Raw genomic sequence first — 24,171 nt, 5'->3', positions numbered from 1 at the left:
GGGAAGCTTATTCAAAAGTTGAATTAATTGCCTTTTTAACCTCAGATTCTCCACTTAAAAACTCAACCTTAATCTCTAAATAAAGAAGCCTTTCGGTATCTACAACCCTTCTAAGCTTAACAATATCTTTTTCAGTTGTGAGTATATAGACATCCTCTTCCTTAGAGAGATCAATCAACCGAGAGATTTCCTCGGCCTTAAAGTAGTGATGATCAGGAAAAGAGACCTGGTGAATAATTTCAATGCCAAGAGTTTCCACATACTTGAAGAAAGAACTCGGAGATGCAATTCCCGCGACACAAATAACTCTCTTTCCAACAAGATGATCTACATCAAAAACTTTTTCACATGAAATATTAAATAGGCCCGTAGGACGGTAGCAAATGTGAGCGAACTTAATTCTTGGATTATATTTTAGGACAATTTCTTTCAAGGAATTTAGCTTACTCTCTGTAACTAAATCCGCCCTTCCAAGAACGACAACCTCAGCATCTTTAAGAGCACTAAAGCCCTCACGCATATATCCACCTGGGGCAACTTTATATTTATCTAGTGACATTAAACTATCAAAGAGAACAATATTTAAATTTCTCTCTAATTTCAGGTGTTGGTGACCGTCATCTAAAAGAACCACATCAGGTGAAACTTCATCAAAGTAGTGAGAGAGATTCTCACTTCTCTTCTTTCCTACTGCTATAAAAGTATTCTTCAATCTTCTCGCAAGCAATAAAGCCTCATCCCCATAATCAAATGGATTGTATCCAAGTCTCGCACCACTTTTTAAGAGTCCACTTCCATGCTCCAAGTTGCCTTTATATCCTCGCATAAGAACGAGAACCCTCTTGCCTTTCTCCTGCCCAAGATAGTCAGAGAGCCAGAGAGTAAAAGGAGTCTTACCTGTTCCACCAAAAGTTAAGTTACCGATTGAAATTATTGGAACTTGAAAGTAATTCTTTTTTAAAAGTCCGTAGTTATACATGAATCTTCTAATTCGGTAGACCCACTCCCAAAGACAAGTAAGCGGAAATAAGAAGGCCTGAAATATATTTGAAACAAAGTTATTCATTATATGCTTCCTCTATAACTTCTCCCATATAAGCACCAGCATCAAACTCTCCACCACTAATTATTTTAGCAGTAGAGCTCAAAATCTTTATCTTTTCATCATAGAGTTCTTTATTTTCTATAATCTGAAGTAATTCACTTTTTAGATTATAACTAGAAACTGACTCTTGAAGTAGCTCAGGGAAAACCTCTTGCTCGTGTACAATATTAGCAAGAGAAATATATCCATCGTAGGATAAGAATGTTCTAAAAATAAACTCGTTAAGTAATGATCCTTTATAGGCAACAACCGTAGGAACATTGAAAAGGGCTGTGGCCAATGTAACGGTACCACTGGCCGCCAGAGAACAATCGGCCCAAGCAAGGGCACTGCTTAATTGTTCATTCTCCCAAACAATATCAATATCGCTTTCATAGGGAGTAAAGAAATCTTTATTAATATTTCCAGAAGTCACAAGTCCCACTCGAACTTCTCTATTCTTCTTTATCTCTTTTATAGTTTCTACAAAATCAGGAAGTAAACTCTTTACCTCAAAGCTTCGACTCCCTGGTAGGAGTAGAATATTGACCTCTTTTGAAATTTCATCATAACTTCGAGGAGCTTCTAAATTTTGAAGTTCATCTCTATAATTTAACCATAGTGGATGACTGACACTCTTAACTCTTGTCACCCCTCTATCTTCAAACCACTTTTTTTCAAAAGGAATGATAGTGAAAAGAGAATGTACCGTCCTCTCTAGAACTTCGGCTCGATATGCTTTCCATGCCCAGGCCTGAGGAGCTACATAGTAGAGAACTTTTACACCCCTACTCTTTAATTTCTTAGCTAATCTTAGATTAAAGTCTTGAAAGTCAATTAGGATAGCAACTTTACAGTCCCTCTCCTCTACTAACTCCTCAACTCTCTTTAAGGCCTTGAAGTAAAATGGGATTTTACCAATCACTTCACTTACACCCCAAGATGAAAAATCTTTTAAGTGATAGATTAACTCCATACCTTCGTTCTGAAGTTCATCACCACCAACGCCCCAAAAATTACAGTTTGGAGAAGTCTCTTTTAGACTTCTAATAAAGCTAAGAGCATGCTCTTCACCCGACTTCTCTCCTGCAATAATTAGGCAATTCTTCATTATAAAAGAATCTCCTTACCAGACTCTAAACTCTCAAGAACTTTTTCAATCAAGACAACAGCGCTTAAACCGGCATCATAATCAACAAATATCTCGTCACCCTTTAGAATCGAATTATAGAATCTCTGCTGCTCTATAAGAAGATGGTCTCTTTTTTCGTAAGGGATTTCTTTTACGAAATCACTTTGTTCTTCACCCTTACCAACCAGTAACTTATTTTCAAATAAATCAAAGAAGAGAGTTCCACAATGGTTAGTCACCTCTAGATTTCTCATTTCTTTAACGTGGTTACGGCTCACTGTTATATTGGCCTTTAGTCCACTAGAAAAATTAAAGTCAGTACTAACATGGTCCCACTTATCTGTTCTAATCTTAAAGCCTCGTGAACTAAGAGATATAGGTTTCTCTTTAAAGAGATAGAGAAGCAAGTCTATATCATGAATCATTAGATCCTGAACAACATCTACGTCTGTCGCTCTTCCTTTAAATGGGGCGACTCTATTTATTCTTGCAACAGGAGAGAACTCAAAGAAGTTTGAATACTCCTCTCTTCTCTCCCATATCTGGTGACATCTCTCACTATGGCCAACTTGAAATGTAAGAGACTTCTTAGATAGAATCTCTCCAATTTCTTTGGCCTCAGACACAGTTGAAGTCATTGGCTTCTCACAAAAGACATGAATATCTTGTTCAAGAAGTTTCTTAACAACTTGAAAGTGATAGCTTGTTGGAGTCACAACAATAGCAGCATCAACTTTTCCAAAAATATCTTCTACGTTTGCAACGACTTGGCAATCTGGATGAGCCTCCTTGGCCTTCTCCCTTGCCTCGGCAAATGGCTCAACAATAAAGCTCAATTCACTTTCAGAAATTGCCTTTACCTTATCCGCATGCCAGCGTCCTAAATGTCCATATCCTACAACTGCAACTTTTAAATTATTCAAAAAAATTCTCCATTAAATAAATGGCGCTATACCAATCTCACTTTTTCTAATTCCTTCACACATCTCATCGATCAAAGGGTTTCCTGTGAACTCTTCTAAAAGCTCAGGGTGATCAACAAAAGCACGAGGAGAAAGTGGTGATGATTCCATTGTTCTATAAAAGTCTACGAGCTCAGAAATATCTTTCTTCTCATAACCTTGTCTACGTAGACCAATAATATTAATTCCTTTTAGCTTACATCTATTTCCATAGGCGGTTGCAAAGATTGGAACATCTCTATCGATTGCAGAAGCTCCACCAATATAGGCTCCTCTTCCTAGAGAAACGAATTGAGAAATATTTGTACCACCACCAATAATAACTCTATCACCAACTTTCACATGACCTGCAAAATTCGTTGAGTTTGCAATAATACAATTACTTCCAAAAACAACATCGTGCCCGAGGTGAACATAAGACATAAAGAAGTTATGACTCCCAATCGTTGTCTCCTCTCTATCCTTAAGAGTTCCTCGGTGAACAGAATTAAACTCTCTAAAAACATTATTATCGCCAATGATAACTCTTGTTGGCTCTCCCTTATATGATAAGTCTTGAGGGGCTTCACCAATCGAACAATATTGAAAGAAGTGGTTATCTTTTCCTATAACAGTGTTCCCAACAATAGTTACGTGATGATGAATAACGGTGTTATCACCAATGACAACATCGTCTCCAATAATTGAATATGCACCAACTGTTACATTCTCACCTAATTTTGCCTTAGGGGATATGATTGCTGTTTCGTGTATTAACTGACTCATTAATGCTCCTACATCTTTACTGAGGCCATAACTGTACACTCAGACATTAGTTGCCCATCACAGAATAACTTGCAATGACTCTCCACCATAGGTCCACGTATCTTTGTACACTCTGTCTCAATCTCTAAATCCATTCCTGGAAGAACTGGCTTTCTAAATTTTGCATTACTAATTGATACCAATGCTACGTCCATATTTTGACCGTATGGATTTTCAAATGCATTTACATAAATAAAGCTAGAAGCCTGGGCCATCATCTCTACTTGAGCAACACCTGGAAAAATAGGGTTTCCTGGAAAGTGCCCAGCAAAAATTGGATGATCTTCTCTCATGTGGAAATTTGCTTGAACCTTTGAACCTACTAATTCCTTAAGCGGAAGAATTTCTCCCTCTGTCAGCTCTCTGGCAGGTATTACATCCTTAACAGAATCAATGAATAGGAATGGATCCCTATGTGGTAAAAATTGTAAAACGAACTCATTTGAAACTTTCACTTCTTATCTCCTTTTCGAAGAGACTCCTTACGAACAAAGGCCAAGCCCTTCATCCATTCTTTAATAGGTCTAGCAGGGTGTCCTCCAACAATTGAACCATCTGGCCAATCGCAATTCACCATTCCGCCTCCGGCAACTTGTACACCTTTACCTAGAGTAAAGTTATCTCCCATAGCTGCCTTTCCTCCCATAACACAGAAGTCTCCTAAAACTGCACTCCCTCCAATGGCCACATGACCACAGAGAATAACTCCACATCCAAGCTGAACGTTGTGTCCAACCTGAACATGATTATCAATCTTTGTTCCGTTACCGATATTTGTTGCAGAGAATGTTCCCCTATCTACGCAACTATTTGCGCCGATTTCAACATCATCACCGATATTAACATCACCAATATGCCACACCTTTAAGTGCTTCCCTTGATGAAAGTTATAACCAAAGCCATCAGCACCAATAACTGTCCCACTGTGAATTCGACAATTCTTTCCTAGCTTTGTGAATGGATAGAGAACTGCATTTGGCAAAATCTCACACCCATCTCCAATTACACATCCAGACAAGATCCTTACTCCCGAGTGAATCTTTACATCTTCACCGATGACAACATCCTGAGCAATGAAAGCTCCCTGAGCAATCCAAGCACTCGGATGAATTGAGTCTGAGCCCATCTGCCTTCCATCTACAACTTCATTTAAATTTGAAAACCTATGATCCCAAAATGGTTTGGACAGAAGAGACATTGATACTGAAGCATCATCACATAATGCTATAGTCTTGAACGACTTTTCTAATAGCTTAAGCTCTTCTTCGTCGAGCTTCTCATGGAGCTTCTTCTCAACAATGATGGCTCCCATTGAGTCCCTGAGAGAATCTTTTAATTTTAAGAAATGCTTTTTATTTTTTAAAAAGAGAATGCAATCACTTCTTAGCTCTCTACTATCTGTAATACTTTCAAACTTTAGAGAGTCATCTCCCTTTAAGATTTGAAGTGTTGAATCATATTCTTTTAGGTCTTTTAGAGAAAACATATTGCGTCCCCCTTATACTAACAAAGGGAACAATGCCTTTATGACCTTGTTCCCTTAGATTATTTTAAATGAAATCGAAATTAATTATTTATGCTTCTTATTATATGCCGCGATAACTTCGTCAGTTAGGTCTTTTTCAGACTTTGCATATAGAACAGGAGCTGTTGAAGATTCAATTGTTAAATCTACACCTGAACTTTTAGAAACAGAGTTAATTACTGCTTTAATTTTTTCAAAAAGTGGTTTCTTGTGCTTTTGCTCAAGCTCTTGAATCTCTCTTTGATATCCAGCTGTCTTTTGTTGAAGCTTGATAATATTTTCTTGAATTTCTCTTTGCTTAGTTTCCTTAGCTTTGTCATTCATTACAAGGCTTTGCTTCTTGAAGTCTTCTTGCATCTTTCTGATTTTATCTTCTTCTTTCTTTAAGATTTTTTGTTTCTCATCAAAAGTCTTCTTTAGTTGGTCTTTGATTTTCTTCCCTTCATTTACTGAAAGTATAACTTTTTGAACATCAACCTTCCCTACAACAACGGCCATTGTTTGGGCAGACATCATCATTGCTGCTACTAATACTAATATTTTCTTCATTGAAAACTCCTTAAAAGTCATATGTAGTTAAAATAATTGTCCTATATCAAAATGGAATTGGCTACCTGCTTGTTCATCATCCCCTAAAGGATATCCAAATTCAAATCTAAGAACTCCAATTGGAGAGAACCATCTAAATCCAAAACCATAATCCATCTTCAAATCAAAATCATCTACTGGTGATGCATCACCTGCGTCAAAGAAGAGAACCCACTTAAGTCCAGCTTCTCTAGCTAGAGGGTGCTCAAATTCGATCTGCGTATAGGCCGAAAAGAGTGAACCAGAGTTAAAAGTATAATCTCTATTCACACCTTCAATTGTCGCGTTAACCGTTTTCTTTGGTCCAATATCTTCATAAGAGTAACCTCTTAAGTTTCTTGATCCACCAAGAGTATATTTCTCAGTTCTTGGAATGGCCCTACCATCTCTTTCAATCTTCCCAGCAAAGAGTCTAGATCTAAAGATAAGATCTCCCACTACTCTATGGAAGAGTCTTCCATCAAATTCATTTCTAAACCACTTCTTCTCGCCACCAACACCAGCATACTCTGCCGAGAGAGAAAGATAGTACCCCTTAGTAGGCTCCATTCTATTATCCCTCTTATCTCTTAAGATCGTTGTCTTAACTGATGAGGCAAGTCCATTTTCAGTATCAGGGTCAATTGTAGGGTCTACAACATTTTCAAGCTGAGTATCTTCAAACTTATAAGTTACAAAGAGTCTCGTATAATCAAAGATCGGATAACCAACTCTTATATCGAATCCCTTTCTCTTATAGTCATACGATGATGATTGAGAGTTGCTCGTTAAGAAGATATCTCCACCTGCTGTCCACTTTGTGTCAAAGAGGTACGGCTCAGTGAATCCGATATTAAACGTCTTATTACTATCTGCAATATTGAGTGAGAAAGATAGGTTCTGTCCTAAACCTCTAAAGTTATTCTGAGAAATCGAAGCCTGTAAGAAAGCTCCTGTCGCTGTTGAATAACCTGCTCCAAGTGAGATCTGTCCAGTATTTCTCTCTTTAACTTGAATCTCAACGTCTAGAACATCGTCTCTACCCTGAGGAGAAACCGTATTAAAGACAACACTTCCAGGCTCGAAGAAACCTAGTCTATTAACATTCTCTTTAGATTCTCTAAGGCTTGAACCAGAGAACATTGCGCCCTCATGAATCTTAAGTTCACGGCGAATAACTTTATCTCTAGTCTTTGTATTTCCTTTAACAACAATTTTTCCAAAATAAGCGATCTTACCCTTCTCAAAAGAGAATTCAACATCAACTCTATTCTCCCCCGGAACAGGGTGAAGAGTTCTAAGAACGTTAGCAAATGCGTATCCTTTATCTTGATACATCTCTGTTAACATTTGAACATCTTGTCTTAAAAGTGCTTCTGAATATGTTTCATCTGACTTGAGCTTTAACTTTTCATGTAGCTCACTATCCGAGAAGAGAACTTCACCTTGAAAAGTAATATCTCTCACCGTAAATAGAGGTCCCTCATTAACTTTTACAGATATGAAGACCCACTTTCTATCTTCTGAAACCGTAATATCTGGAGTCCCAACATTTACGAGAAGGTAACCCTTTGTCTTATAGAAATCTTTAATTCTCTCAATGTCGATATTGAAGTTAAATTCCTTAAAGTTTCCAGAACCAGACATGAAAGAGAAGAGACTCTCCTCTCTTGTTTCCATAATTCCTTTAATCTCATCATCCGAGAAGGCCTTATTTCCAAAGAAAGAAATCTTCTTAACCAGAACCTTTTCATATTCACGAATCTTAAAAACTAGATCTAAGTTTTCCTCATTTCTATTTCTAAGCTCATAATCAACAGAGGCAAGGTAGAAACCTTTCTCTTCATAGAATTTTTGTAGGGACGCCAAGTCTAACTTAATAGTATTAACATCAAGGATGGAGAATTCTTTCGTCTTCAACTGAGAAGTTAAATCATCCTCATCAACTTCATCATTACCTTCAAAAATAATTCTTGTTACGATTGGCTTTTCTTTAACTTTAAAGACGAGAATGTCTTTACCTTTGAGCTTTCGGTGGTGAGACTCCACCCACTCGAAATACTTTAGACTATAGATTCTCTGAATATCTTTTCTTAAAAGATAGTTATCGAGCATCATCCCTTTTCTAGAGTTAATCCTCTCAAGAATGGCTTCCTTCTCTACCTTCTTAATCCCCTCAATTTGAATATCAGAAATTTTAAAAAGATTCTGCTTAGGACCAATGTCGTCAATTGCGAAGATATTCGTACTAATGAATAATATAAATAAGACCAGAAAGCTGCATAACTTATAAGGTGATAACAGCCTATCCCTGTCTGTAAAAAGTTGAGACATCCATTCTCCAAAACAACTGGATTAAAAAACTCTAGTATAGAAAATTATCAATATTCTCACGATCTTACAAAAAGAATTTACCCCCATTTATAACGGAGCGTATCAAAAACAGGTAGTTTTATTTGGACACTATGCAGCCATCACTCATTACAAGCTGCTGCTCGAAATGTTTGGCCACACTCTCATCGTGAGTGACTACAATCAGAGTGGCCTTAAACTCCTTGGCCAAGCTCTTTAATAGATTAGTTACGATCTTAGAGTTTTCAGAATCGAGATTCCCAGTCGGCTCATCGCATAGAAGCAATTTAGGTCTAAGTGAAAGGGCGCGGATAATATTAATTCTTTGCTGCTCCCCGCCAGATAGCTCATAAGGAAATTTCTCAAGGCAGTGAGAAACTTTCAGAGTCTCTGCCAGCTCAAGCCCTAATTTCTTAGCGGCATTAACATCCTTCCCACCAATTTTTGCAGGAAGCAAAATATTGTCTAAACAATTCATTGAAGGAAGTAGAAAGTGAAATTGGAATATAAACCCTACAAAGTTATTTCTATAAAGAGCTAGAGCATCATCGCCCAAGTGAAAGAGGTTCTTACCCCCAACAGAGATCTCTCCACTACTGGCACGATCAAGTCCTCCGATCAAATAGAGAAGAGTTGACTTCCCCGAGCCCGACGCTCCTTTGATGACATATTGTTCTGCGGCCTCAAAATTAACATCCACTCCACTCAAGGCCTCCGCCTTTGCAAATGTTTTCTTAACATTAGTCACAGTTACAAAAGACATTATGCGAACTCCTTTCTAAGACCAGTGAGAACAGACTTTTTACTCATTGAAAGTAATGCAAACCATGAAATAATAAAAAGCCAAAAATACGATATAAAGAATACTAAAATATAATCAAATGTATCTAAATTAATTGATAGATTCCCAAGCGTATAGACGTCTCCAGGTAGCTTAAAGAATGGTAAATTAACGAGGGCCCAATCAAAAACTTCAACAAATAAAAGAGCCAATAAGCATGATGACACCCAAATCAAAGACATGAGATAGAGCCATCCCTGCCTTACTTTCTTTTGACTCATTCCAAGCGCTTTGAATAAGAATAACTCTCTTGATCTCTTTTCGTTTAAGAAAACGACAAAGGCCAATACATTGAAGATGGAGATTACAACGATAATTTGAAGAATGATACTTATGAAGAACTTCTCTTCTTTAACTGCAGTGATTAATGTTATGAACTCTCGCCAATAAGGCTTTACTATATATGAACGCCCAATAGAGCCTTTAAACCCATCAATAACTTTTTCAATTTTTAATGAATAGCCTACAGGGTCTTTGAGAAAATCATTCTCATCAGAGCTGATATTTAAAGATATCAAATTAACCCTATTCTCAACATTTAGATCACTTTGTAAGATATTCTTCTTAATATAGAGTGTTCTTAAGTCTCTTTGATAAATTCCATGACTTATTGTTGAAGCAACTTGATACCTCTTTAATGATGGGAGACCGGAGACTTGAGAGTTCCCATTAGCAAAGGCAAGAACTATTGGATCTCCCTTTTTCACCTTTAAAAAGTTTGCTAACTCTAAACCGAGGACAACTTCATTATCTTCAAGAGTAATATCTAGTCCTGTTACCTTCTTAAACGATTCCTCTTCAATTCCCTTTATTTGAACACCTTTGGAAACTTCGTTTTTAATAACAAAGCCCTCAGTCTGAACAATGCTCGTGAAGGTATTAATATTTGCGAGTTCTAACTCGTGTTTGAGATAACTTTCAAAATCAAAGAAACCATAGCGAGAGTGAATAGTGAGATCACCATTAGACTTCTTAAGCCCAGTTCTCAGTGCTCCCTCAAATCCATCCATGATTCCGATATTTCCCAGAATAACTGCAATTGAAAAAGCAAAACCAAAGACGACTCCAATTGCGAATCTTCTAGTTCCTTTATCACTGAGAAATAATTTTAAAAGTGTAGATTGAAACAAATTAAGAGTTCTCCTCTTCTATTTTAGAACTTACTGACCACCTTAAAAATGCATCCATAAATCCATCGAGATCCCCATCGAGAACTTTTTCCGCATTTCCCGATTCAAAACTTGTTCTAGTATCTTTAACTAATTTATAGGGATGTAAAACGTAAGACCTTATTTGAGCGCCCCATCCAATTTCCTGCTTACTCGCTTCAGTCTCTGCTTCTTGGGCCCTTCTCTTCTCCATTTCTAATTCATAAAGACGAGAGCGAAGAACTTTCATGGCCTGTAATTTATTTTGTAGCTGACTTCTTTCATTTTGACATGTCACAACTGTGTTAGTTGGAATGTGAGTAATCCTAACCGCTGAGTCGGTTGTGTTTACGGACTGCCCACCAGCTCCACCTGAGCGGTAAACGTCGATCTTTAAATCTTTATCTAAAATTTCGATCTCAATATTGTCATCAATCTCTGGTGAAACAAAGATAGAAGAAAATGAAGTATGTCTTCTTGCATTTGAGTCAAATGGAGAGATTCTAACAAGTCTGTGCACGCCAATCTCTGACTTTAGATATCCATAGGCGTAATTACCAGAAATTGTCATTGTCGCAGACTTAATACCTGCACTATCTCCGTCTTGAACATCCAAAACTTGAACTTTAAATGCTTTGGATTCAGCCCAGCGATTAATCATTCTAAAGAGCATGCTTGCCCAATCACAGGACTCAGTTCCCCCAGCCCCTGCATTGATAGATACAATGGCATTATTTGGATCGACTTCACCCGAAAGAAGTACTTTCAATTCCGCGGCATTAAATTGTTTTAAAAATTTATCATAGCAATCAATGGCCTCTAAGGCAGAGTCTTCGTCTTCTTCACCGTTGGCAAATTCCACGAGAACTTCAAATTCATCAAATAATTCTTTTAGTGTAGTGTAGGTTTCAACAACATCAGAGAGAACAGATTTTTCTTTTTGAACTTTGGCGGCATTGTCGGAGTCATCCCAAAACCCCTCCATGGCCTCCATATCAGAGATTTCACTTAAGCGAGCAGACTTTCTCTCTACTTCAAAGTGACCTCCGTAAGTTTTCAAGTCGCTCGTCATAGCCTTTGAGCGCAGAAACTTTCTCATTTAATTTTATTTTAATAGACTCTTCCATTATCTAATCCCATGTTCTCATAAATTTCTTTTACCAATAACTCTTCAAGCGAAAAATGGATTTTATCTTCTTCCTCTGAGATTTCATGATCATATCCACATAAGTGGAGAAAACCATGTACAAAGAGATGCACAAGCTCTTGCTCATAAGTAATCGCAAACTCTTGTGCCTGTTTTTGACAAACTTCTCTGCATATTACGATATCACCAAAGTGTAGATTTTCTTCAAAGATAAAAAGATCCTCTGCACCCTTTCTCAAGCTATCATATCCAGGAAAAGAGAGAACATCAGTCACCTTATCTTTATCTCTATGTTCAGAGTTAAGCTCTTTAATTTCATCTTCACTGCAAAGACTTAAATCTAGCTCAAAATTTTCGCAATTCTTAACTCTTCCATCTAATTCTGTTCCTTGAATAAATTTTTGTAAGACTTTTGTAGTCTCCTCTAAGAACTGAGAAAGGGAATCGTTACTCAAATCATTTGAGTCACTAGAGTCCGAGATGTAGATCGTGAAGTTTTCAGCTTCGAAGGTTTTATTTTTCATTATATATTCATTCATTAAGTGATAACCTATAGTAGCCAATTTACACCATGGAGTCATCATGAGTTACCCAAATTTCGAAAAAATGGTAGAAGTCATCGCCAAATTGAGAGATCCTGATGGAGGATGCCCATGGGACCTCAAACAAACTCACCAATCATTACTAAGGTTTCTCATAGAAGAAGCCTATGAATTTATTCACGCAACAGAAGAAAATGACTATCAGGCCATGGAAGAAGAAATTGGAGACGTACTTCTACAAGTAGTTCTCCACTGCGTCATTGCTGATCAAAATGGAAAATTCAATTTAGAGTCTGTCTCTAAAATCTTAGCGGACAAGATGATTCGACGACACCCTCACGTCTTTGTAGATTCCTCTTTGGCAAAGGATGACTCACAAGTAAAAGAGAATTGGGAAAAGATTAAGAAGCTTGAAAATAAAGAAAAGAAAGGGGATTACTTCGACGAGAGCTACCTTCACTTCCCCGCTCTCTTCAGTGCTAATAAAATTGGCAAGAAGACCAATAAAATCAATTTTGACTGGGAAGACGCCGGACAAGTTATGTACAAAGTTGAAGAAGAGTGGCAAGAGTTGAAAGAAGAGCTCACCTCTCCTCAGAAAGATTTTTCTAGAATTAAAGAAGAGATGGGTGACTTTCTTTTCTCAACTGCTCAATTAGCAAGACACTTAGATATTGATCCAGAAGACGCTCTAAGGCAGGCCAATAAAAAATTTATCAGACGATTTAACTCTATGGAAAAGCTCATCACCGAAGATTCTAAGAGTGTAGAAGATATGAATCAAATGGAAATGGATGAGTATTGGGATTTGGCCAAGAGGAAAGAGAAGGGTTTATCGTGAAGCTAAAAGAGATATTTATAACTAAGAAACCAGCAGAAAGGTTACATCAAATAACTTCTCCAGTAATTGGTCTTACTGGTGGAATAGCAACAGGAAAGAGTACTGTTTCAAATTATCTACAAGAAAAAGGCCTCCCTGTTATTTGTGCTGATAAGTTAGTTAAGGAAGTATATAGAGACAAGGAAACATTGAACTTCATTAGTAGTGAATTTCCAAATGTATTAAATGACAATCAAATAGACTTCAAAAAGTTGAGGGAATTAGCCTTTTCCTCCACGGAAAATAGAGAGAAGTTAGAGAGTTTTATTTATCAAAAGCTCCCCTTTGTTTTTAAGAGTAAGCTCTCAGAGTTCAATAACCCTCAATTCGTAATTTACGATATTCCTCTACTCTTTGAAAAAGAAATGGAAAATCTCTTTGATGTCACAATTTGTGTCTATTGTTCTAAAGAAGAGCAAGTAAAGCGAATAATTAAGCGCGATCAATCTAGCGAAGAGATGGCCCTAAAGATTTTAGAAAATCAGCTTCCAATAGACCAGAAAAAAGAATTGAGTGACTTTAAAATCAAGAACTCTGGAACAATTGAGAAACTTGAGTTAGAGATAGAGGCACTACTCAGTATTCTATTAGAAGAGTAGCTACCAAGAAAAGTCGAGACCAAAGCCAATCGGTACGCTCGTCTCTTTAATATTCTTTTCCCATCTTGAGTGCATAACACCAGATTCTAAATAGAATGTTACATGTTGAGAAACTTGCCCAAACCTTAATCCCAGAAGACCACCGTAAGTTCTCACTATCCCATCAATTTCTAAAGTCGGAAAAGTATTAGAGGTAAGCGTAGACTTGGAGTCATAATAGCTATAAACAGAATTCAAATAAGTAATTAGATATTTATTAAATCGATATCCAAAGTTTAAAGAGATGTCGTAGGTTTCAAGCTCAATTCTTCCATTATAATTTCTTGTTCCACCAGAAGCTAAATTAACGTTTAGCCTTCCTTCGTCCTCATCCATACTTCCCTTCGTAAGTTGGATAGCTCCTTTCCAGCCCTCTTTTCCCTCAGAGGCAACTTCACCAAGAAATTGATATTTGAGCCCGAATACATCCGGCCCATCACCATAGCTTTTAAAAACAAAATCGACTCTCTTAATAATTCCCAATGAAAAATTTGAACTTAAGTGCCCACTGGCTTCAATTGCTGTTTCATCTGATAAAGTTGGATCAAAGAGAGATGGGAAAATATACTCCACAACTTCTGCAGTTGTGACTTTGTGAGATCTTCCGTACTTAACTCCCACATCCCCCTTTAAGAAACCGCCATTGACCTCCGGGGAGTCAAAGCGGTTTAAGGGAATATGAAAATCAATATCGGTTGCACATGAGGTCAGTAAAAGAGTTGAAAGAATTATAAGAAACTTATTAGAATTCATTTTCATTCACTTCTACTCTAAACAGATGCTTCTGGACCAGGAGTTGGTAACTCATCATACTCGAGCTCTAAATCAACTTCTAGTGGTGCATTACTAGTTGATAACTCAATGGCCTGAGCCAATTGTAGATTACCTTGTGTAAAAGCTTGATACAGTCCCTTTAGTGAAGAGATCATTTCATCATCTTTAGTTTGACCCGATCTAGAGAGACGACTTACATTGAACATATCTGATTCAATCATATCTCTAGCTTCTTCCATTCTGAACTGAAGTTCTGAGAAATTAGGAATCTCAGACTGTTGCATAATTAGCTGAACTTTAGAAAGGTTCACATCTAGGGCCGTCGAAATTTTTGCAAACTCAGTTAGAACCTTTTCAAAGGCCATTACTTCATTTTTAATTTTTGATAAACTCTGTTCTACTTTATAGCTAGATGAGTCTGTCTTTTGGAAGATAAGAGATTGATCTAATAACTGCATCATTCTGCCGCGGAATTGATCGACATTGCTCTTAAGAGTTTTATATTCTTTTCTTACCTTATCTACATTTTCTAAGGCTTTATTTTGATCTAGTAGAGTTTCAGATATTTTTTGAGATTGAGAAAGTAGTGTCACTTCATCTTGAAATAATCCTTTCGAAGCTGCTACAGTGTTTTGGTATAAAGCTTCCATTTCATTTCTAAGCTCAACAATGTCAATAATACTATTCTTTGTATCTTTAAATTTAGCAATAGCAACTTTTTGAACTTCAGTATTCTCATTTAATGAAGTTTGAATATCGTTTACTAATTTATACTGATCAAAGAGATCGTTCTCAAGCCTTTCAATCTCTTGTAATAAACCATTCTTTTGGCCAGTTACAAAGTCATGATACTTCTGAAACTTACTCCAAACTTCTTTTATACCTGCAATATCAAAGTCTTTCTCCGTCTTCTGCTTAAATTCAGAATTGAAAGTTCCGGTAGTCAATGCTTCAAGAGTTCTTGCAACAGGCCCCACTAGAGACTTCGACTGATTAGAAAGTGTTTCTTCAATTGAACGAAGAGGATAGAAAGAGATCATAATTCTTCTTTGATTTGCATACTCTACTGGAGAAACATACATTTCAAATGGAAGAGATTCTTCATTTTGCTTTGTTTTTACTTGAATATTATAAATTCCTGCAACATCGTCTTTAACTGCAGTAATGACAGGATCGTTCTCACCCAAGTTCGTAAATCTTTGTAAGAAGTCCCAAGTAATATTATCATCAGAGTTCTTATATTCCGATAATCCCCAGTGCTCATAAAAGAGACCATTGGCCCAAACAAGATTCAAGTTTGAGTCTAGAAGAAGAGATGAAAATGGCATCGCATCTTGAAAAATTGAACCAAAACTCATTCTCTTGTGAATATACTCTCTATACTTATCAAATTCTTCTCTAGATTTTAGAGACAACTCTTGATCAAAGCTTGTCTCAGTTGGCAATACTCCCTCTTTAATAGCATGGATTATTACTTTCTCAACTTCATCTCTATTAGTACGTTCACTTCTTCTATAAAGGAAGTAACCGCTCACACCTAGAATAAAAATGATTCCCACAAGAGCGATTAAAGAAAAAAGCATATTTTGAGAATTTCTCTCGAATTGAATTTTCTTTAAACTAATCTCTGGCTCTATTTCTTTAATCCAAGTTTTAAATCCTTTTTCTACTTCTAGAAAGTCAGTTCTAAACTTTTTAAAATCACCGAGATAATTCTCAAGCATTGTAATTTCTGTTTTTAATGTCTTTGTTTTAGTAAGTATTAAGTTCTTATCTTCTCTTGAAAGAACTGAACCCTCTGTTACTCTCTCCATAAGAACAACATCGTCTCTTACGCTTGACCAAAGTCTATGCAGCTTTGAGTACGTATAGTATCCAGGACCTCTAGTTCTACTTGGTTTAATTTTCGCATTAATTCTTTTAGAGACTCTTGTAAGAGTTCTCCAACTATTGCTAACAACAAAGTTTTCAAAATTTGAAACTTTATTATGAAGAACGTTCACTATCGTTGAAACTTCTGGATAAGATATAAGAGCGTTTAAAGATTCTTTCGATTTTTTAAGAGACGTTTCAAAATTTTCATAACTATCAACTGATGAAATCGAGTCTAATTTCTTTGAATATGATTGAACTTTATCTAGTGAGACTACCGCATCTCTAACTCTATCATTATCAACTTGGGACCAAATGGCCTTTACATCATCCCTCTTCTTAAATTCATCGAGTTGTAATGTAGCTTCAAAAACAGTTGAGACATTATTTATATTTACGGGGCCATAGTTCCAAAAATAAAAAATACCGTAGCCGATAATTGAAATAAGAGAGAAAAAAGTTACTGCGTAATACGTTTGTAGAGATCTGCCAAACTTGACATTCATTACATCACCTCAAAAGAATAAAAAAGTTACATTCAATTGAGCAGCTAAGATTGATTAATCAGGGAGAAGAAATCGATATATCTAAAGTTAGAACCTATCTGATTTTTAACTTCCTGTTGCCCTAAGCCACTTCCTGTGTCTTTATAATTAGTACTTGTAGGTCTTCGTTCAACTAAACCTACTTTAGGTATTATGATCGAAACAGGATGAAATAAAAAGGAAAAGTGCAACATTTCTTTCTTATTTGAATCCCTAGTGTACTGATCAGGTACTCTATAATATTTTGATATCTCCAAATCTTCAGAGATTTCGATAATTAGATGTCTTGGTAGTTGAGCAGCTTGCTCTGGTGTTACTTTATACTTAGAGAAGAGATTGCTGAAACCTAGCTTCATTCCTAACTTTTCACTAAAGTCGACATTATAGCTCAGACTTTCATCGTGATCCATATCGACATGAATGGTTAGCCAGCAAATTCGTGGATCTTCTAACTCTTCGATCTGATAAGTTAGAATTGTTTTCTTATCAAGCAGTTTCCTTGAAGCCTTATATATCAATTCTCTATATTTAATAATAGATTCATCTGTCTTAATTAAACCTCTTACACAAATCCCCTCGTTAGAGATCTGAATATTTTGAGTTCCAACAAATTTAAAAATCCTCATAACTTGTAAAGAGGATGGAATAATATCCAGTAGCCTATCCCACTTCTCTAGAGACATATCTTTAAATTTCTTCTGTAGTAAAACTTGATGTGTAATTTCATCTCTTAGAGTATAAGAAGTAAGAAGATTATCAATCGTCTTTTCAAGAAATTCTTGAACTTTTGAATACGACTCTAAATTTTCAAATGAATACTCTGCTTTTCTATGGATTTCAGAAAAATGAAATGATGCTCTTTCAATTAGTGGCGAAAGGCTAAAGTCTCCCAAGGCCTGGATATCTCCAAGTGTTTGCATCCCCTGTTCGAATTCTTTAGTTACATCTTTCGCCATATTTCTCCTAACTACGATTAGCTAGCAATATCTTCAGGTGAGTCAAAAGTAGTTTTTAACTTCACCTTTAGCTTCATAATAGCTTGAGTGTGAAGCTGAGAAACTCTCGACTCTGTTACGTTTAGAACTTGACCGATTTCTTTAAGGTTCAAATCTTCATAGTAGTACAGAGAAAGAACTAGTCTTTGCTTCTCTGGAAGCTGAGCAATTCCCTCTTTGATCTTATCTCTAGAACCCTTATTTGCTACTGCATGAAATGGATTACTATTTCTATTGTCTTCTAATCCAGCGATAAGCTTCTTATCGCCCTTATTAAATGAAGCTGAGTCATCAATATTTAAAACAGAAACAGACTTTGCTTTATTTAAAAGATCATAGAACTCTTCTTGATTTACTCCAAGCTCTGCACACATTTCTTCATCTGTAGCTGGTCTACCTTCAGCGGCTTCAATTTTTGCGTAGGCCCTTTCAACAAGCTTAGCCTTTTCTCTTACTGATCTAGGGACCCAGTCTTGAGCTCTAAGCTCATCTAGGATTGAACCTCTAATTCTAAATTCAGCATATGTTTTAAATTTATTATCTCTACTTGGATCAAATTTTTCGATTGCATCCATTAGACCGATCACACCACAAGAAATAAGGTCATCTAGCTCCACATTAGACGGAAGTCTAGAAGCAATTCTTTGTGCAATATATTTAATTAGTGGAGCGTACTCAATAATGATTTCATCTTTTACTTTTGGATCAACTGTTGATCTATAGTCTTTTAAGTTTTTTAATTTCTTAGAGATTGAAGACATTCATGCACTCCTTAGCAAACGTTTAAGTGGACCTCTTGTCCATGTTCAGAGATTGGTAGTAAGGTACCAACATTCTCTTCGGAGAACATTTCAACGACATTAATAAAATTCTGGTGCAGGGAAAAATCTTCCCCACCAAAGAGAATCTTGTCGAATTGATCAACAGATATATCTTTTCTATCTATTCCACCTAGAACTTTAAGCCTGGTGTTTAAGAATTTATCGACGGTATCACCGAGTGTTTTAATAATTCTTTTATACTGCTTCTGGCTGGAAATTTTATTCACTATCAAGTGATTTTCGCTCACTCCGTACTTTGTACTCAAGATTTTCATTAATGAGTACGAGTCTGTCAGAGATGATCTATCAGGAGTGACAACGACAAATCGATGATCACTATATGCATTTAAAGTAAGATTCTCTCTTCCTATCCCAGCAGGGCTGTCTAAGAGGATATAGTCAAATTCATTCTCATGACTCACTAGAATATCGATAATAAACTTCTCTATTCCTATTGAATCATTTAAAAGATCAATGCTCCCATTACATCCCGATAGTAGATAATATCCATCGTGCTTAATGAGACACTCATCAAATGACTTCTGGGCCGACAATAAGGAGTAGAAATTATCTGTTAAAGGAAGTCCAAGCTTAACAGCTGTATTTGAGAGATTATAATCACAATCGATAACGAGGGTTTTATAACCTTTCTGTGCTAGGACTTTAGCAATTTTCAATGAGATTGATGTCTTCCCTACTCCACCTTTTCCTGATGTGATAGAGATTGTTTTTGCACTTCCAAAGTTCTTTCTTCCGGAAGTTGAAGTCTTCTTTTTTTCAAAACGATTTTGGCCTACCAGCCATTGAGCGGCGCTCTTTGTCGACATCCTGTCTCCTATTTTTAACCTAAACACATCCTATGTTTAGGCTAGTTAACCTTTTTCTAGAACTGGAAGATACCAGCTAATAATCTTTCTGCTGTAGCAGCTTCAAGATCATCTGGAACAACTTCACCTGTTCCATAAAACTTTAGAGGTAGATCACTATTTTCCTCTGTGATATTAAATAATGCTCCAAAGTTTAGACATAAATCCAAGTTGGAAATCACGATGCCATTTGCTAGAGATTTATATCTAGAAACAACTTTTCTATTATAGATTTCTGAATGAATTGCGGATAGTGATACCAATACTTCCACCTTGCCAAACGATCTTCTAAGTCCATCAATGAACTTTTTAGTTTCATTAATATCTTCAGAGTTATTCTTGTAATCTATAAAGGCACATTTCCCTTCTTCAATCGTTTTTCTACAAAGAGAAACCGTTTCAGCAATATTAGAGGCTTCAGATACGTTTAGCCCAAATAGTTTTCTACTAAACTCTTTTCCTTCTCCCTGAACACCGTTAAGAGTACTCCTAACAATTGTAGAATCAGGCTTTAAAGCACCAATCTTGTAGGCCATTGATGTCTGCCCCGTAGACGTCTCAGATAGAATGACCGTAACAACTCCCTGCTCTGAATCAGAAGATGAGAATAGTGGCATTTCTGTATTTACACACTCAAGCATCTCTCTTAGTGCAAATTCGAATACAACTTCTGAATCCTCAAGTTCATCTCTACTCATTTCAAAAATTGCTTTCTTCACAAGATTATGAATATATTTCTCTGAGATATCTAAGCTTCTAAGAGTTGCTCTAAGCTCATAAATACCGTTTGGCTCTTTCTTGTCCAATCTCTCTACGTTCTTAGTTAACTCAAAAAGCTTCTTCTCAAGATCGTCAATTTTCTTTCTTTGTTCAACAACAACACTGTCGTCGTAATTTACTTCTCTACTTGTAGATGCAATTTTTTCATTTCTAATTTCACTATGTGGTACTTCATAGCTTTGCTTTACTTCTACTGGCTCTTCAAAACTCATTGATTCGAGTTCTTCATCAGCAAAGAAGTTATCCATTGTCGCTTTTGTAGAATGAACAACATTATTTGTTACAGCTTTTACTTTATCTACAGCGTCTGAAAGAAAGTCATCTAAGTCATTAGTCTTAGCTGTTTGATTTTCATTTGTATTTACAGTTTTATTCAAACCTAGTTTTCCATAACCTGTCGATCCACTTGGAGAAGCTACTGTCGCTCTTGAATTTTCATTCGTATTCGACTCATAACCATCGATCATATTAGAAATATAACTAGAGTTATTTGAGTAAAAAGAACCTTTCTGTCCATCATCTAAAATGTGATCAACTTTAGCCTTTTTTGAATAATTCTTTTCACTAATAGCGGCCGTGATTTCAATTTTCTTTTTCTTGAAAGCACCCTTTAGTCCCTTATTAGTAATTGTTTTTAAGATGATGGCATCAGGCCCTAATTCCATCTTAATGTTTTTAAGAGCCTCATCTAAAGAGTCAGCTTCAAACTTTCTTACATACATCTACAACCTCACCGTACCAAGTGATCTAATATTAACTTCCGAACTTAATTCATTGTGACTAATAACAACTAAGTTTGGAATGAATTTCTCTGTTAGTTTCTTAAAATGATTTCTTATAACTGGGCTACAAAGAACAACCATCTTTTCACCCATATTAGTAGCTTCTTCAATTTTCTCATTAAGACTTGCTAAGATATGCTGTGTAATCTTTGGATCAAGACTTAATTGATGTCCCTGCTCTGTTTGAATAATATTATTTGCAATATTCTCTTCGATATTTCTATCTAGAGTGAATAGTGGAACATCTCCTTGATCTCCTCTGATAGATTCAGTAATCGTTCTATAGAGAGACTGTCTTGCGAACTCAGTGAGTGACTCTGCATCCTTAACAGATGTTCCATACTCAGCAAGAGTCTCTAAGATTGTTCTTAGGTCTCTTATAGAAACCCCTTCTCTTAAAAGGTTTTGCATTACTTTTAGAACTGTACCTAGAGGTAAGATCTCCGGAATTAAATCAGAAACAATTTTTGGATATTGTTCTTTGAAATTATCCATAACTCTAACAAGTTCTTGTCTTCCAAATAATTCATGTAAGTTAGTTTTAAGAACTTCTGTGATATGAGTGGCCATTACAGTTGAGAGATCAACCACTGTATAACCATTGTATTGAGCATCGTCTTTTTGATCTTCTGAAATCCAAACCGCAGGAAGCCCAAAAACTGGTTCAACAGTTTCGACACCATCAATTTTCTCTATAACTGATCCTGGGTCCATGGCCAAGAAATGGTCAGACATCAAGTCTCCACTGGCCACTTCAATTCCTTTAACCTTGATGCTGTACCCTCCTGGTTTCAACTCTAAGTTATCTTTTATTCTAACAGAAGGAATGATAACTCCCCAGTCTAAAGCGAATTGTTTTCTAATATGTGTAATTCTTTCAAGTAAATCACCATTTTGCTCAGCATCTACTAGGCTAACTAGCCCATATCCAACTTCAAGCTCTACTAATTCCAGAGTTAAAAGGTCTTCTAAACTATCTGGTGTTGCTTTCTTCTCTTCCGTATTCGCCTGTTCTTGAACAATTTTCTCTTGTTCGTTCCCTTTCTCCATTTTCCATCCAACGAAGGCCAAGAGAACTCCAATCATCATAAATGGAGCTTTTGGAAGTCCAGGAATTACTGCGAAAACAAAGAGAGTTCCACTTGCAATATAAAGGGCCTTAGGATGAATCTTAAATTGGTTTGTAATCTGTGAACCAAGTGAGTCTTCCGATGTATTTCTCGTAATGATAATACCTGCAGCAGTCGAAATAACGAGTGCTGGAATCTGAGAAATAAGACCATCACCAACTGTTAAAAGAGTAAAGACTTGAGCAGCATCTCCAGCACTAAGATCATATTGCATGACACCAATTGCTATACCTGCTAAGACGTTAATGAATGTAATCATGATACCTGCAATGGCATCACCTCTAACAAACTTAGAAGCACCATCCATAGAACCATAGAAATCTGCTTCTTCAGCAACTTCAGCTCTTCTCTTCTTTGCCATTGCATCGTCAATTAAGCCGGCGTTTAAATCGGCGTCGATCGCCATCTGCTTACCAGGCATCGCATCTAAGGTAAATCTTGCACCAACTTCTGCAACCCTACCGACACCTTTTGTAATAACCATAAAGTTAATGATAACTAAGATGATAAAAACAATAATACCAACAACGTAATTTCCACCTACAACGAACTCACCAAAGGCCCTAATAATTTCACCTGCAGCGCTAATCCCATCGGTTCCACCACGAATTAAAATATTCTTAGTTGAGGCAACGTTTAGAGATAGTCTAAATAGTGTAGAGACAAGAAGTACTGATGGAAAAGTAGAGAAATCTAAGGCCTTCTTTGAGTATACAGCAATTAAAAGAATGACTACTGATCCTGAAAGCGTTAATGCAAAGAGAAGATCCAGCAAAAATGGTGGAACAGGTATGATCATCACACTTAAAATAAGTAATAAACCAACTGCAACCATTAGGTCAGAGTTTTTACTTAGTGCTTTGAATTTTTCAATGAAATTTCCTTCCATGGATTCTTCCTATTAACTTAAAGCTTTCTTTTGTCTTTTTAGTTTATATGTAAATGCCAAAACTTCGGCTACAGCTTTATAAAGGTTTCGAGGCACTCCTTGCCCTTCCTTAACTGTTTTATATAGTCCTCTTGCTAAAGGAACATTTTCAACTATTGGAATATCATGTCCCTTTGCAATTTCTCTAATCTTAAGTGCCAATACATCAGCACCTTTGGCAATAACCTCTGGCGAGATCATCGTTTCAGGGTCGTACTTAAGGGCAATAGAGATGTGAGTTGGATTTGTTACAATTACATCTGCCTTAGGAACTTCACTCATCACTCTTCGTTGTGACATTTCCCTTTGTACTGCCCTAATTCTCTGCTTGATCTCAGGGTTACCGTCTTGTTGCTTGTGCTCTTGCTTAGCTTCTTCTTTTGTCATCATCAGTTTTTTCTTATAAGAGAATTTCTGATAAGCAAAATCACCTATAGCAATAACGATAAGACCAACAACAATTGCAAAACCAAGCCTTATCAAAAAACCTTTCCCATAGAGAAAAGATTGAAAAAAGTCTAAGTGAAAAAAACCACCAAAAGTGTGCATTTCATCTTTAAGAAAGAAGTAAACAATCCCAAGAATAAAGATAAATTTAAATACACCCTTAATCGCCTCAACTAAAGACTTCATAGAGAACAATCTCTTGATTCCTTGAAGAGGATTAATTCTATCGGGCTTCCACTCTAATACATCAGGAGAGAAGAGCACCCCAATTTGCGCCATATTTGCAGCGACTCCAATTGAAAGTGTTACAAGAAAGATTGGAGCAACACTCTTTAGAGAAACCGTTACTAATTTATTGACGATCGTGTTCATCGACTTTGCTGTATACGCTGTCGAAACATCTAAATGATAAAGCCACTCTATAAACTCAGAGAGAACTTCATACATATACACCATAGAAAGACCGAGCGTCATCAAAGACCCTGCAAGAACTAACACACTCGTTAGCTCTTTAGAAGATGCTACCTCACCACGCTTTCGAAATTCCTCTATTCGATGCGCGGAAGGGTCTTCCGTCTTTTCTGCGTCGCTGTCGTTTTCGTCGGCCAT

Annotated in this window: 22 protein-coding genes; 2 read left to right on the top strand and 20 right to left on the bottom strand. The window is 36.5% G+C overall.

Annotated elements, in window-relative coordinates; all coding sequences use genetic code 11:
- Positions 1-7: 7 nt before the first annotated feature.
- From lpxK to ybeY, 12 genes are all read right to left on the bottom strand, one after another.
- The gene (lpxK, locus tag BMS_RS02850; RefSeq protein ID WP_014243280.1) at positions 8-1,066 is read right to left on the bottom strand and encodes a tetraacyldisaccharide 4'-kinase; all 1,059 of its coding nucleotides are present in this window, start codon (positions 1,064-1,066) and stop codon (positions 8-10) included.
- Complete coding sequence (gene lpxB / locus BMS_RS02845) at positions 1,059-2,195, bottom strand: lipid-A-disaccharide synthase (RefSeq protein WP_014243279.1); 1,137 nt, start codon at positions 2,193-2,195, stop codon at positions 1,059-1,061. Before lpxB ends, lpxK begins: the two co-directional genes overlap by 8 nt.
- A complete protein-coding gene (locus BMS_RS02840) occupies positions 2,195-3,139 on the bottom strand; it encodes a Gfo/Idh/MocA family protein (protein ID WP_014243278.1) in 945 nt (314 codons plus the stop codon). The genes lpxB and BMS_RS02840 overlap by 1 nt, the downstream gene beginning before the upstream one ends.
- A 12-nt stretch (positions 3,140-3,151) precedes the next feature.
- Complete coding sequence (gene lpxA, locus BMS_RS02835) at positions 3,152-3,943, bottom strand: acyl-ACP--UDP-N-acetylglucosamine O-acyltransferase (protein ID WP_014243277.1); 792 nt, start codon at positions 3,941-3,943, stop codon at positions 3,152-3,154.
- Positions 3,944-3,951: 8 nt separating this feature from the next.
- Entirely contained in the window at positions 3,952-4,437 is a 486-nt protein-coding gene (locus tag BMS_RS02830; protein ID WP_014243276.1) for a 3-hydroxyacyl-ACP dehydratase FabZ family protein, read from the bottom strand.
- The gene (gene lpxD / locus BMS_RS16645) at positions 4,434-5,468 is read right to left on the bottom strand and encodes a UDP-3-O-(3-hydroxymyristoyl)glucosamine N-acyltransferase (protein ID WP_014243275.1); all 1,035 of its coding nucleotides are present in this window, start codon (positions 5,466-5,468) and stop codon (positions 4,434-4,436) included. The genes BMS_RS02830 and lpxD overlap by 4 nt, the downstream gene beginning before the upstream one ends.
- Positions 5,469-5,552: 84 nt before the next feature.
- On the bottom strand, positions 5,553-6,056 hold the full coding sequence (locus BMS_RS02820) for an OmpH family outer membrane protein (protein WP_044557224.1): 504 nt from the start codon (positions 6,054-6,056) through the stop codon (positions 5,553-5,555).
- A gap of 27 nt (positions 6,057-6,083) precedes the next feature.
- Positions 6,084-8,408, bottom strand: coding sequence for an outer membrane protein assembly factor BamA (bamA, locus tag BMS_RS02815; RefSeq protein ID WP_014243273.1), 2,325 nt, complete (start codon positions 8,406-8,408; stop codon positions 6,084-6,086).
- 118 nt (positions 8,409-8,526) lie between these two features.
- Positions 8,527-9,189 (bottom strand): ABC transporter ATP-binding protein, encoded by a 663-nt coding sequence (locus BMS_RS02810; RefSeq protein ID WP_014243272.1) that lies wholly within the window; start codon positions 9,187-9,189, stop codon positions 8,527-8,529.
- Positions 9,189-10,397 carry an ABC transporter permease gene (locus tag BMS_RS02805; RefSeq protein ID WP_014243271.1) on the bottom strand — a complete coding sequence of 403 codons (1,209 nt, stop codon included), beginning with the start codon at positions 10,395-10,397 and terminating at the stop codon, positions 9,189-9,191. Before BMS_RS02805 ends, BMS_RS02810 begins: the two co-directional genes overlap by 1 nt.
- A 1-nt stretch (position 10,398) precedes the next feature.
- Positions 10,399-11,514, bottom strand: coding sequence for a peptide chain release factor 2 (gene prfB, locus BMS_RS02800; protein ID WP_096908578.1), 1,116 nt, complete (start codon positions 11,512-11,514; stop codon positions 10,399-10,401).
- Between the two features lie 11 nt (positions 11,515-11,525).
- On the bottom strand, positions 11,526-12,086 hold the full coding sequence (ybeY, locus tag BMS_RS16640; RefSeq protein ID WP_157765632.1) for an rRNA maturation RNase YbeY: 561 nt from the start codon (positions 12,084-12,086) through the stop codon (positions 11,526-11,528).
- Between the two features lie 58 nt (positions 12,087-12,144).
- Between ybeY and mazG the strand changes: the two genes are divergently transcribed.
- A complete protein-coding gene (gene mazG / locus BMS_RS02790) occupies positions 12,145-12,945 on the top strand; it encodes a nucleoside triphosphate pyrophosphohydrolase (RefSeq protein WP_014243268.1) in 801 nt (266 codons plus the stop codon).
- The gene (gene coaE, locus BMS_RS02785; RefSeq protein WP_014243267.1) at positions 12,942-13,583 is read left to right on the top strand and encodes a dephospho-CoA kinase; all 642 of its coding nucleotides are present in this window, start codon (positions 12,942-12,944) and stop codon (positions 13,581-13,583) included. The genes mazG and coaE overlap by 4 nt, the downstream gene beginning before the upstream one ends.
- Here coaE and BMS_RS02780 read toward each other — a convergent pair whose 3' ends face one another.
- Genes BMS_RS02780 through flhB form a run of 8 tightly spaced genes read right to left on the bottom strand, consistent with a single transcriptional unit; the run spans position 13,584 to position 24,171 of the window.
- Positions 13,584-14,381, bottom strand: coding sequence for a hypothetical protein (locus BMS_RS02780; RefSeq protein WP_014243266.1), 798 nt, complete (start codon positions 14,379-14,381; stop codon positions 13,584-13,586).
- Between the two features lie 11 nt (positions 14,382-14,392).
- Positions 14,393-16,774 (bottom strand): coiled-coil domain-containing protein, encoded by a 2,382-nt coding sequence (locus BMS_RS02775; protein WP_014243265.1) that lies wholly within the window; start codon positions 16,772-16,774, stop codon positions 14,393-14,395.
- A 44-nt stretch (positions 16,775-16,818) separates the two neighbouring features.
- The gene (locus BMS_RS02770) at positions 16,819-17,769 is read right to left on the bottom strand and encodes a hypothetical protein (RefSeq protein WP_014243264.1); all 951 of its coding nucleotides are present in this window, start codon (positions 17,767-17,769) and stop codon (positions 16,819-16,821) included.
- Positions 17,770-17,786: 17 nt separating this feature from the next.
- A complete protein-coding gene (locus BMS_RS02765) occupies positions 17,787-18,569 on the bottom strand; it encodes a FliA/WhiG family RNA polymerase sigma factor (protein WP_014243263.1) in 783 nt (260 codons plus the stop codon).
- 11 nt (positions 18,570-18,580) lie between these two features.
- Entirely contained in the window at positions 18,581-19,456 is an 876-nt protein-coding gene (locus tag BMS_RS02760; protein ID WP_044557223.1) for an AAA family ATPase, read from the bottom strand.
- A 56-nt stretch (positions 19,457-19,512) separates the two neighbouring features.
- Positions 19,513-20,997: a flagellar biosynthesis protein FlhF gene (locus BMS_RS02755; protein ID WP_044557222.1), complete on the bottom strand. Its 1,485-nt coding sequence runs from the start codon at positions 20,995-20,997 to the stop codon at positions 19,513-19,515.
- Positions 20,998-23,076, bottom strand: coding sequence for a flagellar biosynthesis protein FlhA (flhA, locus tag BMS_RS02750; protein WP_014243260.1), 2,079 nt, complete (start codon positions 23,074-23,076; stop codon positions 20,998-21,000).
- 12 nt (positions 23,077-23,088) lie between these two features.
- Complete coding sequence (flhB, locus tag BMS_RS02745; protein ID WP_052590563.1) at positions 23,089-24,171, bottom strand: flagellar biosynthesis protein FlhB; 1,083 nt, start codon at positions 24,169-24,171, stop codon at positions 23,089-23,091.

This window comes from Halobacteriovorax marinus SJ, from assembly GCF_000210915.2.
Taxonomy (GTDB): Bacteria; Bdellovibrionota; Bacteriovoracia; order Bacteriovoracales; family Bacteriovoracaceae; genus Halobacteriovorax; species Halobacteriovorax marinus.
Note: the sequence above shows the minus strand (reverse complement) of the source record. Positions and strands in the feature narration are given on the sequence as shown.

Coding starts and splice junctions, on each gene's coding strand:
- lpxK (WP_014243280.1), bottom strand. CDS start 1,066: ATGAATAACTTTGTTTCAAATATATTTCAGGCCTTCTTATTTCCGCTT.
- lpxB (WP_014243279.1), bottom strand. CDS start 2,195: ATGAAGAATTGCCTAATTATTGCAGGAGAGAAGTCGGGTGAAGAGCAT.
- lpxA (WP_014243277.1), bottom strand. CDS start 3,943: ATGAGTCAGTTAATACACGAAACAGCAATCATATCCCCTAAGGCAAAA.
- lpxD (WP_014243275.1), bottom strand. CDS start 5,468: ATGTTTTCTCTAAAAGACCTAAAAGAATATGATTCAACACTTCAAATC.
- BMS_RS02820 (WP_044557224.1), bottom strand. CDS start 6,056: ATGAAGAAAATATTAGTATTAGTAGCAGCAATGATGATGTCTGCCCAA.
- bamA (WP_014243273.1), bottom strand. CDS start 8,408: ATGTCTCAACTTTTTACAGACAGGGATAGGCTGTTATCACCTTATAAG.
- BMS_RS02810 (WP_014243272.1), bottom strand. CDS start 9,189: ATGTCTTTTGTAACTGTGACTAATGTTAAGAAAACATTTGCAAAGGCG.
- prfB (WP_096908578.1), bottom strand. CDS start 11,514: ATGAGAAAGTTTCTGCGCTCAAAGGCTATGACGAGCGACTTGAAAACT.
- ybeY (WP_157765632.1), bottom strand. CDS start 12,086: ATGAAAAATAAAACCTTCGAAGCTGAAAACTTCACGATCTACATCTCG.
- mazG (WP_014243268.1), top strand. CDS start 12,145: ATGAGTTACCCAAATTTCGAAAAAATGGTAGAAGTCATCGCCAAATTG.
- BMS_RS02780 (WP_014243266.1), bottom strand. CDS start 14,381: ATGAAAATGAATTCTAATAAGTTTCTTATAATTCTTTCAACTCTTTTA.
- BMS_RS02775 (WP_014243265.1), bottom strand. CDS start 16,774: ATGAATGTCAAGTTTGGCAGATCTCTACAAACGTATTACGCAGTAACT.
- BMS_RS02770 (WP_014243264.1), bottom strand. CDS start 17,769: ATGGCGAAAGATGTAACTAAAGAATTCGAACAGGGGATGCAAACACTT.
- BMS_RS02765 (WP_014243263.1), bottom strand. CDS start 18,569: ATGTCTTCAATCTCTAAGAAATTAAAAAACTTAAAAGACTATAGATCA.
- BMS_RS02760 (WP_044557223.1), bottom strand. CDS start 19,456: ATGTCGACAAAGAGCGCCGCTCAATGGCTGGTAGGCCAAAATCGTTTT.
- BMS_RS02755 (WP_044557222.1), bottom strand. CDS start 20,997: ATGTATGTAAGAAAGTTTGAAGCTGACTCTTTAGATGAGGCTCTTAAA.
- flhA (WP_014243260.1), bottom strand. CDS start 23,076: ATGGAAGGAAATTTCATTGAAAAATTCAAAGCACTAAGTAAAAACTCT.
- flhB (WP_052590563.1), bottom strand. CDS start 24,171: ATGGCCGACGAAAACGACAGCGACGCAGAAAAGACGGAAGACCCTTCC.